The sequence below is a fragment of the Mesorhizobium sp. WSM4829 genome, assembly GCF_055811475.1.
Genome location: NZ_JBVVQJ010000043.1, coordinates 44,799 through 56,666 on the forward strand (window position 1 = coordinate 44,799; position 11,868 = coordinate 56,666).

Sequence of the window (11,868 nt, forward strand, 5' to 3'; positions counted from 1 at the left end):
TTTCCGGCAGGCCGCAGAGGAGAAACGGGCGTCATGGGCGCAATCAGTTTTCCACTCCGGTCATTCTGGAAAACTCATTGCGAGGACATGAGATGCGGGCGCGGCTGGTTCTGGAGATTATGGGTGACGATGGTGAGATGATTGCAATGGAAACCGTCGCCGATCTGGTGAAGGTGACGAAGGGCGCCGAGGATCTCGGTCTGTCGTTGTCGGAGGCGAAAGGCCTTCTTACGAAATTACAGCAGGCGATGGTGGAGACGCAGGTGGAACTTTGGCTGAGCGAAAACCGCGAGCTGGATGGGCGTCGCCTGCGCAGCAAGGGCAGTTACCCAATAACCTTCCATACGCTCTTTGGGGACGTCCGCCTGAAAAGCCCCCGATACTACCTGCCGCACTCGGTCGGCGGAAACGATCCAGCAACGATCTCTCCACTCCGGAAACTGATCCCCGACCACATTGCGCCCGAGCGCCTCTATCTGGAAACGCGGTGGGCATCGCTCGTGCCCTATGCCGCCGCGGCCGAGCTGCTGGCCGATGTGCTGCCGGTCGAGAGCGGCGCCAACGCCACGACGGTTCGGCAGCACGCCTTGCAGGCCGCCAGGCGCATCGAGCGGGAACTGACCGAAGAGCGGGTTTCCTTCATGCAGGATGCCTGTCCGCGCGACTGGATGAACCTGCCCGTTCCCGATGGCCGCATCGTCATCGGTCTGGATGGCGGGTATATCCGTGACCGCAACGATCGAAAGAAGAACTTCGAACTGATCGTCGGCCGCTCCTTACCCGAGGACGGAGATGCCCGTTACATCGGTTTTGTCCATGGCTACGATCGCAAGCCGCAGCGGCGTATCCTTGACCATCTTAAAAAGCAGGGTGTTCAGGCCAATCAGGACATCACCTTCATCACCGACGGAGGAGAAGAAGTCCGCTCGCTTGCCGAGATGATCGCGCCGGCAAGCGAACATGTCCTCGACTGGTTCCACATCACCATGCGCATCACGGTCCTGCGCCAATTCGCCCAGGGTCTCGAAAACCATAATGAGCAGGCCGGACAGGATCTGCTTGAAACCCTGCGCAGGATCAAATGGCACCTCTGGCATGGCAATGCGTACCGTGCCAGTGAGGAAATCGGCGACCTGCAATTCGATGCGGAAGCGCTCGAAACGGACTACCCGATCATGCGCAAATTCCTCACGGCCATTGGCGAGTTCCGATCCTACATCGCTTCCAACAGTGCCAGCCTGATCAACTACGGCGAACGCTACCGGTCCGGTGAGCGGATATCCTCGGCCTTCGTCGAGGCAACCGTCAATGCCGTCATCAGCAAGCGGTTCGCGAAAAAGCAGCAGATGCAGTGGAGCAGGATCGGCGCGCATCTTCTGCTGCAAACCCGAACGCAGACCCTCGACGGCTCCCTACGCTCGACCTTCCAGCAATGGTATCCCGGTATGGCGAACGACAATCACGAACCAGACGAAACGGCTGTGTTGCAAAGTCTTCGGTAACCAGGCGCATGGCATGGCCTCTGGTGTTTCGCCGGAGAGTTCAGATGTTCAAGGGCCGCCATTTCGACCAGTCCGTCATTCTGCTTTGCGTTCGCTGGTATCTGGCCTACGGCTTGAGCCTTCGCGATTTGAAGGAAATGATGGCCGAGCGCGGCGTCAGTATCGATCATTCGACGATCCACCGCTGGGTCGTTCACTTCTCGCCCTTGCTGCTGAAACGCTTCAATCGGCGCAAGCGTGCCGTCGGCGGAAGGTGGCATATCGACGAAACCTATATCAAGGTTCGCGGCCGCTGGATGTATCTCTATCGCGCCATCGACAGCGTCGGCGACACCGTCGAGTTCTGGTTCAGCGAGCATCGTGATCTGCCGGCGGCCAAACGCTTCCTGCGCAAGGCGTTGCAGCGTCACGGCCACCCCGAGCGCATCGTCATCGACGGCAGCCAGACGAATCGCGAGGCGATCCTTTCCTGTGACGCGGAAAGCCGGCTGCGGGATCGGTCGCGGCGGCAGCTCAAGCCGATCCGCATCCGAAAGAGCCAGTACCTCAACAACCGCATCGAGCAGGATCACCGGCGTATCAAGTGTCGTGTGCGGCCTATGCTCGGTTTCAAATCATTCGCAAGCGCTATCGCCACGCTGGGCGGGATCGAGATGGTCCACATGATGCGAAAACGACAGGGGAGGTACGCCTTCAATCCAAATCCGCCCATCGCCCAGCAATTCGAAATCATCGCCGCCGCGTGAGGCTGGGGTCGTTCCCCGAATTTCTATTGCCAGACGACAATTTTGCAACGGAACCAAATTTACCGGTTCTCAATATCGATAAGCGGAATTCATCGAATCAATAGGGTTACCGCTCAAGAGCTGGCCGCCACTGCTGCGGATAACAGCACATGCGGCATTCAAGCCCGTTTGTACCGCGCCCTCGACCCACCCGCCGGTAAAGGAGCATCCACATCCTGCGAGATACAAGCCCGTGTCTTCTTCCGGTCTTTTTGCGGTAGCGAATTGGAAAAATAACCGTTCTGAATAGATGTCTTCACCAGGATAATTGAGCTTGAAGGCACCTACTGAATATGGATCCATCAGCCAATCGTGCTGCAGGACATGACGTTCATAGTCACCGTTAGCCGGGACTAGATGACGGGCGAAATCAGGGGAAATGGTGGCCAGATCATCGACCAGACGCTGGCACCGTTCCTTTTTGTCCAGAATGGAAAGCATTTTGTTAGCATCATCTTCCCATGTATAACTTAACAGCACCACGCCCTTACCATCCGGATCATCTGGCTGATAGTCTAGGCAGTAAACCCCTCTGGCAAGGCCATCTGACAAGATGGTTGTCGGCGAGCCCTTTTTTAACCAGAACTTGTTTTCCGTCAGCATAAACAGCTTGGAAGAGCCGGTAAGGTGAGTTTCTCTGACCGCTCGCAAAACTTCGTTAGTAAGAAAGGTTCCATCCGCCGTGAGACGATGGGCCAGCTCCATAGCTCGATTGCTGGTAGTGACGATGACGCGGTCAAAAGGCACGACCTGCCCTCCTGCGCATGTCACGAGAATCTGACCGCCCTGTTTGTAAATACGGCTTACATGACCGTAGCGGACACGCTGCCGCAAACTCACACCGTTAAGCTCCTGTTCAGCCAACCGTTTCACCAACAGGGAGATCCCTCCCATAATCAGGCGCTGATCGTCCTCGTACCCGTTAATTACTAGACGCAGCATCTCAGTAAACGCGGCTTGGTACACAGGTAAAAAGCCTCCAGATCCAATCCCCAGCGATCCGAAAAGCTCAAAATCTTCCGGCCTTTTCCAAGGTACGCGCCCTGGTGGCTGCGGTCCGGTAAAGATGGTGACGAGGGCCGAATAGAAGGAGATGTCGCGAAACGAATCTAGCCAGGCCTGCCATGCGTCACGAGCTTGGTCAAAGCGATGCGACCGAAGCAAAGTTGTGATCTTCGCCGGTGCGGGCAGTTGAATCCCTTCGTGCACGTAACCGTCGCTTATCAAAGCCTGCCATCCTTGATGAACGCGTCTGAACAGTGGCGGCGGAGACTCGCCGGCCTGCCATAAATGACGCGCACCTCGATAGTGCACCTCGGTATCCACGATGCCCGGATCGGGGAAGGAAGCTGCGGTATCTATCCTCAATTTGTCCAGATAATGGAACAGGCAGGTTGCGCTGGAAGGAAAGCGCATAGCGCCCATCTCGGCAATGAGATGCGGTTCGCGCGGGTCGAAGATTTGTGACCAAGCCCGCCCACCCATACGATCCCGCGCCTCAAATAGCACGATGTCCGTTATTCCGGCGCGCAAAAGTTCAGTCGCCGCCACCAAGCCACTGATGCCGGCGCCCACAATGCCAACCCGCGGGCGCCGGCTGTTTTGAGCAAAGCTCCCAATACCACCTTCAGACTCGCTCAATCGCAAGAACGGTCCATAATCATACAGAAGATCGATACTCGGCAATGAATTTCTTGCGATGGTATTGTTCAGCATACCGCTCTCCGGTGATAGCTATAGTTCTTGAGATCTAGTGTGGCCGCCCTCAGAATGCCTCCCCCGTTAAATTGGAACGCTGGCCACAGCATAACAATTGCTGCTCACCGGAGGCGCAATTAACGGGGTGTATTAGAAGAGAGCTTGCCATCTTCTGTACTTAGTAATAAATAATTACTGCAAACGCATCTCGCTCATCGACGATTGACGCAATATTTATTTGGATGAGAATGGATTTCTCAGCCGAAATACATCGCGTTCCTCTCATATGGGGTGGTCGCTCTCCTGCCACCGCGAGCATGTTCCAAATACTCGCGCGCGATATCTTCTACTAGTGCTTGCTAACGATCAATATTATCTATTTCTTTCTATCACTCAATTCCCACTCATTGAATTAATATTACGTTTCATATGTAATATAATACGCTTCCTCACTGATCAGAACCCATTTGTCCATTCTCTTCGGCCGATGGACATGATGCGCCAAGGCTGGTTTTCGAGCTTGCGCCAAGCATCGCAGCAATGGGCGACGATATCGTCATAGGATTTGAAGATGCGGTTCGACAGCCAGTTTTCGCGCATGACGAGCCAGAGGTTTTCGACCGGGTTGAGCTCCGGTGATTTCGGCGGCAGTGGCAGGATGGTGATATTCGTGGGCACGACGCCTGGCGTCTTTTCCGGCAAGCAGCCTTTGGTTGCTTCCATCGACGGCTATATCACTTTGGGGGGCGAGGATGAGGCAGCTGACTACGTCGACGAAAACGGCCAGGCCTGGCAGGCCACGCCCGGTGCAGTCGCGTGGGTGGCGGAGGTTACCAGAAAGCTGAAACCACGACGACGGCGTAACTGACCGCCGGAACCGATGGGCGTGTTCTAATTTGGGTATACCCGGCCTGAACACCCGCCATGAACACGTCGCAACCGGAAAGCCTGTTTTGGGCTCAATCGTCGTTATGAACAGAGCATCGCGCCGGCACACCCAAAATGAACAGCTTGCATGACCCGCATTGGATACGCCCGCACCTCCACCACCGACCAGAACCTCGCCGGGCAGATCGCCGCGCTCAAGGCCGCCGGCTGCGAGGTCATTCGCGAGGAGCAGAAGAGCGGCTCTACCCTGGAAGGCCGTCCGCAACTCAACACCATTCTCGACTTCATTCATGCTGGCGAGACGCTTGTCGTCACCCGGATTGACCGCCTGGCCAGATCGCTGCGCGACCTGCAGATGATCGTGGACAAGCTCAAGACGAAGGGCGCGCATCTCTCCGCGACAGAACAACCTGTCGATACGTCGACCGCCGCCGGTAAGGCCTTCTTTGGGGGATGTCACGTTGTCTGCATATACACGCGTTGAGACCTGCAGCCGCTGATGTCAGCTGACCATGGCCACGGCTTTCCATTCCGCCATGGCCTGCATCGTCGTCGCCACGTATCATCGCGGCAAAGCGGCGGGCCAGGTCAGCCGCGATTGAAAGTTCCGGAGCATGTTCATGCAGATGGTGGAGGAACCGCTCGGTTTGCTCAGCCGACGTCGCGTGCTTCACGCTCGATCACATCGAAAGAATCGGGCCATTTCCTCGCTGCCGTGAATGTTCGGTGCGACGCGCTCTCAGTCGGCGGTGAACAACACGTCCGTTGGTACCGATCGTCCGATAAAAGTTGAACGCGGGTTCTGAGTGCGGCTCGACGTTGTCTGGAAGCCGACGATTGAGGGCTATCAGCTCACAGCTGTCGCAATGGGCCTATTCGATGGCCCATCCGGTTTGCATTTCTCCAAACACCATTTGTCGGGGACAAGGACGACTCCTGCGAGATCAGAGACGGTCTACCGCGGAACGACAGCTCGGCTGCGCCGTGCAGACATCGGTTTGGCGTTCCGGTCGAGTTCGTTCAATCAGAACGAGGTCTTGATGCCGACCATCACCGCCGCCGCGGCAAAATCGCCGCCAACCGCGTCGTCGTCGCCGTCAATCTTTGCGCCGGTCGGAATGTCATAGGTGTTGTAGTCGCCGCGAGCGGTGAACACCTTTTCGTAGGAACCGGAGACGAAGAAGCTGGTCCGCTCGTTGTACTGGTAGCCGACGCTGCCGCCGACCATCAGAACCGGCGCCGATTCGAAATCATCCTCGAAGCGCTGGTCACCCGTCCAGTGATGATCGGTATCGCCGGCCGAGAACGTCATCCCGCCCTTCAGCGCAAAGCCGAAGTTCCAGTGATCCTTGACATAGGTCGTATCGATGCCGGCAAAGGCGACCGGCAAGTTCTGCTGGTAGCTGCCGACCTTTGTGCCTCCTGGCCAGTCGCCAACCGAATCCCGGAAGCGGTCACCGCTGTGGACATAGGAGCCGCCATAGGCAGTCCACTTGACCGAGGTGTACTTAAAGCCACCGTTGACGTTGATCAGCAGCTGGTTGCTGACCTGGAAGTCATGGCCGAGCGCGACGGTTGCCGAATAGAAGTGATCCAGATCGGTGTCGGAATGGCGCGAACGGTCGCTCCAGTCGTTCCAGCCATCATTGGTCGAGAATCGCGGGTTCCAGTCATAGTCTTCCATGTAGCTGTCGCCGCTGAAGGCGATCTGGCCGGACAGCTTGGCGGTCCAGCCGGCCTCGCTGCGCGCCGTCATCTCGGCTGAAACGACCGGAGCGGTGCTTTCCCAGATAAGGTGGCTCAGCTTGGAGCCGCTGCCGGGATCCCGATAGACTAGCTCGTTGGCCTCGATGTCGATGACGCCGACGCCGCCAATGAAAGAGAAATTGGGATTGTAGGGCGCCGGTTCGCTCACCACCGCGGCACTGGCCATCGCCGGCCAGGCAGCGAGCAACGCTGCCGCTCCACCAAAGAGTTTCGCATACAATTTCATGAAACTACCCTCATAGGAATGATCCGTTATTCGGCTATACGCTGCGTAACCGGGTGCACGTCAGGTGCGGTCGTCTATGCAGCGCCCCTGTAGGTTGGCAGATTGCCGCCCTCGGCTCGGTTCCTCAACACTCAAGGAAAACGCCGTTAGCGTGACCCGATTGACGGCGGTTTTTGCCGATGCGTTCCGGGCGGTCGGCGTGACGGGAACCTTGCATTATCTGAGGCACACATTTGCGATGACGATGCTGGTACGATTGCAGCGGCAGGCAGCGACCACGCCGGACCTCAATCCGCTGAGATCGTGCAGGTTGCTTTGAGCCAGTCCACAGCAGACACTCTGAGTCTAGATTATCCGACAGAGCCGAGGGCCGACTTCCTCGAACCCGTTCCGCAGATAGAAATCGAGCGTGCGCTTCCATTTTGGTTGCCCGGGCGCTCCAACCTCAAGTCGCTTCCAACCACGAGCATGGCTTTCCTGCGAGGCGACCTCAAGCAGATGAGGGGCAATCCCTTTGGAGCGCATGTCGGGTCGAACATACAGCTCCGAAATATAGCCGAACTTGCCTCCCGCATGGATCGCCGTGCATTCATTCAGCACCATGATGCCGACCGGCTCGTCATCTGCACTTGCGATCACAGCGACCCGCCAGCGTCGGCAAGCACCGTCTCCGCGCTTTGTCTTACGACGTCGGGCGTGGGCGCTTTCCCGCCAGTGAGTTCATCCAGTAGCGCGTGAATGAAACGGGCGACCGTGTCTGCGTCCGTTGCGTTGGCGCTGCGAGTAGATATGGAAGGCATATTCTCTCCTGCTAGTGGTCAAAATTCCGATTCCTGCTTGCCATCCGTGCAGGTCCGCCTCACTTTTAGATGTAATGTCGGGCTAATTAACAGCATTTTTTTATTAAATATATGCTAAAAAACTGCAAAACAAATATTACAAGCATGCAGGATTCCGGATGAATTGAGGTTAATTGCGCAGACAGGGGACCTTCTTACAGAAAATCAACCTGGTTACTGCGTAACCGCACGGTGAAGCGGCCTTGCCGAGGTAAGATGAAGTTGCAAGTCTGGAAAGAGCCTGGGACAAAAGATACAGCCTGAAATGCCGGTGCTGCCAGAACGCTAGGATTATCAATACAGTCGAGCAAAGAGGACACTTGACGCATAACCTAGGCGATGCACCCGCTAGACCGGTTCCGCGCCTTCCCGGCCGCCTCAAGTACCCGGATGTGCAGATAGGGCCTCGATGCCTTCCGGCAATTTGATAAAGCCAAAACCCTGCTGGTGTTGAACCAGATCACTTCGCGTCGACAGCGGGCGCGGTTACGGTCGACGAACGCTGAAAGTAGCTTGGCTCGGAAGACCGTTCCTTGCGAGCGCAGCCAGACCGCCAGACCAGAGAGAGCACGCTTGCGAAATAGGCCAGTTGAAGAAGCAGTGAAGAAGCCAGCATGATCACGATTGCTCTGCCAATGGAATGGGAGGCAAAGTAAACGGTCACAGCGTTGGCGCACAGGACCAGCGACAGGACGCGACGAGAGGTTCTAAAAGGCAACGCCGTTCTCCTTGTCTTGTCCCCAGGTCATGCAGCAAGCTTGTTGGCCGCTGTGGGTCTGGCAGTTTTTCGGGCAGACGCGGCCGCAGGCGCGCACCGGCCGCCCTGGATCGACGACCATGACCATGCGGTTGAGCTCGCCGTCGAAGTCGTCGTCCTCGCCCGCGCAGATGCCGAGGATTTCGCCTGCGTCATCGACGCCATGAAGGTGCATAACCTCGCGCGAGCAGACCTTGAAGCAGCGGCCGCAGCCGATGCAGGTCGCGCCATCGATCGCCGTCAGATAGTGCGGCGTCCATGGTACGCCGTCGCGGGTGACAAAAGCGCCCGTCATTGTGAATTCTCCAACGCCGCGAGTTCTTCCTTTGCCGGCTTTCCTGGCGACCGACTTGATCTCGGTCCAGTTGACCGGCAGGTCCTCTGCAAGGTCGTGCAATTCCCTCTTGGCGGCTCCCGCGGCGCCACTGCAGGTTGCGGGCCTTCTTCTGCAGCAGCTCAAGTTCTGACATGATTCTCTTCCTCGCAAGCCGGCTTTTCTTACGCCCGCGCCATGTCGGGACGCGCTTCGATGGCCGCGACGTGCGCACGTAGCCCGTGGCTACCGCCGTCACGCGGATGTCGCGGGAAGCCCACTCGCGTGCAAGCGACTTCGTCAACGAGATCAAGCCCGCTTTCGAGGCTGCGCAGGCGTTGCGTTTGGGAATGCCGACCACGCCGGCCACCGAAGCGAGGCTGATGATGACACCACCCGGCTGCATCCGCCGCGCCGCCTCGAGGGCCATGACGAACGGCCCAATCAGGTTTACCGCCAGGCCGCGTCGGAAGCCATCGACACCGGTATCGGCAGTCGCGGCCATGGTGGGTCCCACCCCAGCATTATTGATGAGGACGCCGATGTGCGCGAACTGCGCTTCGACCCGGCCGTAAAGCGCGAGGATATCTTCTTTCGCGAGACATCGCATTCGAGGCCGAGATGTGGATGGCCGAGCCATGGGCCAGTTCACCACGCCGCTGCCCGGAAGGTCCACGGCAACAACAGTTGCGCCATCCCCGGCAAAAAGATCGATCAAGGCACGGCCGATCCCGCTCGCGGCGCCTGTGATGATGACGACGCGACCCGCCTGTTTCATGAAAACTGCTCCGCGACGAGCCACGATGATCCCGGCCTGCCAACGGTCAGAGGCAGAATGATCCGCCGGGTAAAACAGCACGTATTTCTTCACGGACAACGTCGCCGCCGAGCTTAGCCTCGGCACCACCTGTGCCAACATCACAGGCCAAGGCTCGATCGGCGGGCTGGGGAATATCGGCAAGGTTTGGCTGCTGCCGCCTGCCTGGCGCCAGGGAAGCATCCCTCGACAGCCAGGGCCGCCCTTCGCCCTGCCCCATGCACACACCGTACGGTGTCGGGCTCCAGCTCGGCAAGCATGAGACCGTGAAGCATTCCAGGCTTCTTGCACCCGATAACGGTGAGATGGATGTTTTCGTTCATGCCACCGCGCTGAACCGCTCAGGGCTCAGCATCCTGGTGGAGGACAGAAAGTGTTTTTCGAATGCGGGCAGGGCAAGAAAGGCTTGGAAGTCCGGAGTTCGCCTCGCCTAGAAGTCAATACGTCGGCCAAGGGCCAAATTGCCGCTCAAACAAAGAAAAAGCCCGCTGCCGGGAGGAGGTGGCAGCGGGCTTGATTTGAAATGCAGCGCGGGAGGAGGTGCACCGCATTCAGCGCCGGGCATCGCATCTGGGAGGAGTAGATGGCCGACAACAGGATCATATCGATCGCCGCAGATATTGCAATGCACAAATTGCATATCGCACGTGCGAAAGCGTTACCTGGGTGTATGCATCGACATTGTCTCGAAAGACCCACCCACCAAATTGTTGCCATAGCTGGCCGCTGTAGAGGTTAATGGTGCTGGTCATTTTTGCTCTCCTTTGCGTTGTCGCAAGGAGGGCAGATCTGCGCCTGGATCGAAACGTCGAGCGCCGGCGCTCGTCGGCGACAAGCAGATCCGGCTGCAGCATGAGCGCGCGTGTGCGCTGCCTTTGAACATGCGCTCCTCGGGCCTTTCGCGCGGGAGGCCGCTGACGATTGCGGCTTCGGTCGAGATGCGGCGGACGCGATGGCGCGGATTGAGGGAGGCGAAGGGATAGCGAACTCGGCCGCGTAGGCGTTTCGCCGCGTCGATCGTGCTGATATCGCCAGGCGTAGGTTCTTCACAAGACGGCAGCGTCAGGTTGGCGCGTTCGAGGCAGCCCTTGGCCTGCGGGCTGTTGGCGCACATGATGTCGATGTTCAGCTGGAGTACGCGGTGACGGAACCGATTAGCCTTGCTTGCAGCTTCATGCCGGGCTGCGGCCGATCCGCCACTGATATGGTGGTGGCGTGCCATTGACTGCGTAGTCGCCAACGATGCGATCCTTTTAGATGCGTGGGTTGTGCGAAGACTGGCTGAAATTTTCTCCTGCGTCCTGGCAAGAGCGAATGAGCGCGAGGTAAGGCGTGGTTTGGTCCCCCGTCTTTTCCTATGCTGCGCAGATCATGCCGATAGCAGCCGCGCGCTCCCGCACAACCCTCGAGAGATAAAGTCAGGCTGCGACCTTCTTGCCGGTCCGCTTCGCCGGCGCCGGCGTTTCCGACTCTTTCGGTTTGCGGCCGAGACCCATGGTCTTGGCCAAGGCCGAGCGCGCAGCGGCGTAATTCGGCGCGACCATGGGATAGTCCGCCGGCAGGCCCCATTTGGCGCGATATTCGTCCGGCGTGAGGCCATAGTGGGTCGATAGATGGCGCTTTAGCGATTTGAACTTCTTTCCATCGTCAAGGCAGATGATGTAGTCCGCCATCACCGACTTCTTGATCGGAACAGCAGGCTTGAGAGCCTGCGGCTGTTCTGCGGAAACGCTGCCGGCCGTTCCTTTCAGTGCTGCATGTACTTGGCCGATCAGGGCGGGGAGATCGCCCACTGGGACCGGATTGTTCGAGACATAGCCTGAGACGACATCGGCGGTAAGCGCGATGAGGGCGTCGAGGTTGTGATCGGCTTCTTCTGTCATGAAATTCTCCGGGTGGCTTGAAGACAGCAGGCGAAGTCTTGCTACATAGTGATGGTTGTGGCTGAAGGCAATAAATGTCTCGGCAGCATAAGTATCGCCATAAGCCATTGCTAATAGGCGTCCCAGCGGAAATCGTTTCGGCTGCCAGGCGCCGGAACCGATATGCAGCCATGCCATCTTGAGCTTTTGTCATTCCGAAAACAACGTGACGAAATTCCGCGCTACACGAAAATAACAGCCAGGTGAACGAAACCCGGCATTCGTCGTTCGTCAGTGACGTTGGCCCAACGGGTCCGGTCTATTCCCGGCGACTTCTAGGGGTCGGAACAAGATCTGCTTTCCCAGACACGCTAAGCCAGAACGGAGCATGAACATCAGGCGGCGCGAAGGCGG

General features: G+C 57.9%; 11 protein-coding genes and 6 pseudogenes. 6 read left to right on the forward strand and 11 right to left on the reverse strand.

From position 1 onward, the window contains the following. The first annotated feature begins 92 nt into the window (after window positions 1–92). Both AC0L17_RS29140 and AC0L17_RS29145 read left to right on the forward strand, forming a co-directional pair. Window positions 93–1,502, forward strand: a complete 1,410-nt coding sequence (locus tag AC0L17_RS29140; RefSeq protein WP_473518321.1) for an ISKra4 family transposase — start codon at window positions 93–95, stop codon at window positions 1,500–1,502. A gap of 44 nt (window positions 1,503–1,546) precedes the next feature. Next, on the forward strand, window positions 1,547–2,248 hold the full coding sequence (locus AC0L17_RS29145; protein WP_473518314.1) for an IS6 family transposase: 702 nt from the start codon (window positions 1,547–1,549) through the stop codon (window positions 2,246–2,248). Window positions 2,249–2,317: 69 nt separating this feature from the next. Here the strand turns inward: AC0L17_RS29145 and AC0L17_RS29150 are convergent, their stop codons facing one another. Beyond that, window positions 2,318–4,003, reverse strand: coding sequence for an NAD(P)/FAD-dependent oxidoreductase (locus tag AC0L17_RS29150; RefSeq protein WP_473518315.1), 1,686 nt, complete (start codon window positions 4,001–4,003; stop codon window positions 2,318–2,320). 438 nt (window positions 4,004–4,441) lie between these two features. After that, a pseudogene (locus AC0L17_RS29155) lies at window positions 4,442–4,663 on the reverse strand (transposase); the annotation flags it as partial. Between AC0L17_RS29155 and AC0L17_RS29160 the strand changes: the two are divergent. After that, window positions 4,557–4,853 carry a hypothetical protein gene (locus tag AC0L17_RS29160; RefSeq protein ID WP_473518323.1) on the forward strand — a complete coding sequence of 99 codons (297 nt, stop codon included), beginning with the start codon at window positions 4,557–4,559 and terminating at the stop codon, window positions 4,851–4,853. The pseudogene AC0L17_RS29155 and the gene AC0L17_RS29160 overlap by 107 nt on opposite strands. A gap of 147 nt (window positions 4,854–5,000) precedes the next feature. Further along, window positions 5,001–5,321, forward strand: a pseudogene (locus tag AC0L17_RS29165) (recombinase family protein); the annotation flags it as partial. 576 nt (window positions 5,322–5,897) lie between these two features. Here the strand turns inward: AC0L17_RS29165 and AC0L17_RS29170 are convergent. Beyond that, window positions 5,898–6,866 carry an omptin family outer membrane protease gene (locus AC0L17_RS29170; RefSeq protein WP_473518316.1) on the reverse strand — a complete coding sequence of 323 codons (969 nt, stop codon included), beginning with the start codon at window positions 6,864–6,866 and terminating at the stop codon, window positions 5,898–5,900. Between the two features lie 151 nt (window positions 6,867–7,017). Here AC0L17_RS29170 and AC0L17_RS29175 point away from each other — a divergent pair, with 151 nt between their 5' ends. Then, on the forward strand, window positions 7,018–7,185 hold the full coding sequence (locus tag AC0L17_RS29175) for a hypothetical protein (RefSeq protein ID WP_473479252.1): 168 nt from the start codon (window positions 7,018–7,020) through the stop codon (window positions 7,183–7,185). Between the two features lie 26 nt (window positions 7,186–7,211). On the opposite strand, the gene AC0L17_RS29180 is transcribed toward AC0L17_RS29175, so the two are convergent. From AC0L17_RS29180 to AC0L17_RS29200, 5 genes and pseudogenes are all read right to left on the reverse strand, one after another. Next, complete coding sequence (locus AC0L17_RS29180; protein ID WP_246811256.1) at window positions 7,212–7,469, reverse strand: GNAT family N-acetyltransferase; 258 nt, start codon at window positions 7,467–7,469, stop codon at window positions 7,212–7,214. A gap of 696 nt (window positions 7,470–8,165) precedes the next feature. Then, window positions 8,166–8,369 carry an exopolysaccharide production repressor protein gene (locus tag AC0L17_RS29185; protein ID WP_473518322.1) on the reverse strand — a complete coding sequence of 68 codons (204 nt, stop codon included), beginning with the start codon at window positions 8,367–8,369 and terminating at the stop codon, window positions 8,166–8,168. Window positions 8,370–8,450: 81 nt separating this feature from the next. Beyond that, window positions 8,451–8,757, reverse strand: a pseudogene (fdxB, locus tag AC0L17_RS29190) (ferredoxin III, nif-specific). A gap of 78 nt (window positions 8,758–8,835) precedes the next feature. Next, a pseudogene (locus tag AC0L17_RS29195) lies at window positions 8,836–8,949 on the reverse strand (hypothetical protein); the annotation flags it as partial. Window positions 8,950–9,046: 97 nt separating this feature from the next. After that, window positions 9,047–9,553 (reverse strand): annotated as a pseudogene (locus AC0L17_RS29200) (SDR family NAD(P)-dependent oxidoreductase); the annotation flags it as partial. A gap of 79 nt (window positions 9,554–9,632) precedes the next feature. On the opposite strand from AC0L17_RS29200, the pseudogene AC0L17_RS29205 reads away from it, so the two are divergent. Next, window positions 9,633–9,755: pseudogene (locus AC0L17_RS29205) on the forward strand (OmpW family outer membrane protein); the annotation flags it as partial. Between the two features lie 436 nt (window positions 9,756–10,191). On the opposite strand, the gene AC0L17_RS29210 reads toward AC0L17_RS29205, so the two are convergent. The 3 genes from AC0L17_RS29210 to AC0L17_RS29220 all read right to left on the reverse strand — a co-directional run bounded on the left by AC0L17_RS29210 (window position 10,192) and on the right by AC0L17_RS29220 (window position 11,475). After that, window positions 10,192–10,344 (reverse strand): hypothetical protein, encoded by a 153-nt coding sequence (locus AC0L17_RS29210; protein WP_473518317.1) that lies wholly within the window; start codon window positions 10,342–10,344, stop codon window positions 10,192–10,194. Next, on the reverse strand, window positions 10,341–10,832 hold the full coding sequence (locus tag AC0L17_RS29215; protein ID WP_473518318.1) for a hypothetical protein: 492 nt from the start codon (window positions 10,830–10,832) through the stop codon (window positions 10,341–10,343). The genes AC0L17_RS29210 and AC0L17_RS29215 overlap by 4 nt, the downstream gene beginning before the upstream one ends. 178 nt (window positions 10,833–11,010) lie before the next feature. Then, the gene (locus AC0L17_RS29220; protein ID WP_473518319.1) at window positions 11,011–11,475 is read right to left on the reverse strand and encodes a Ros/MucR family transcriptional regulator; all 465 of its coding nucleotides are present in this window, start codon (window positions 11,473–11,475) and stop codon (window positions 11,011–11,013) included. Between the last annotated feature and the right edge of the window lie 393 nt (window positions 11,476–11,868).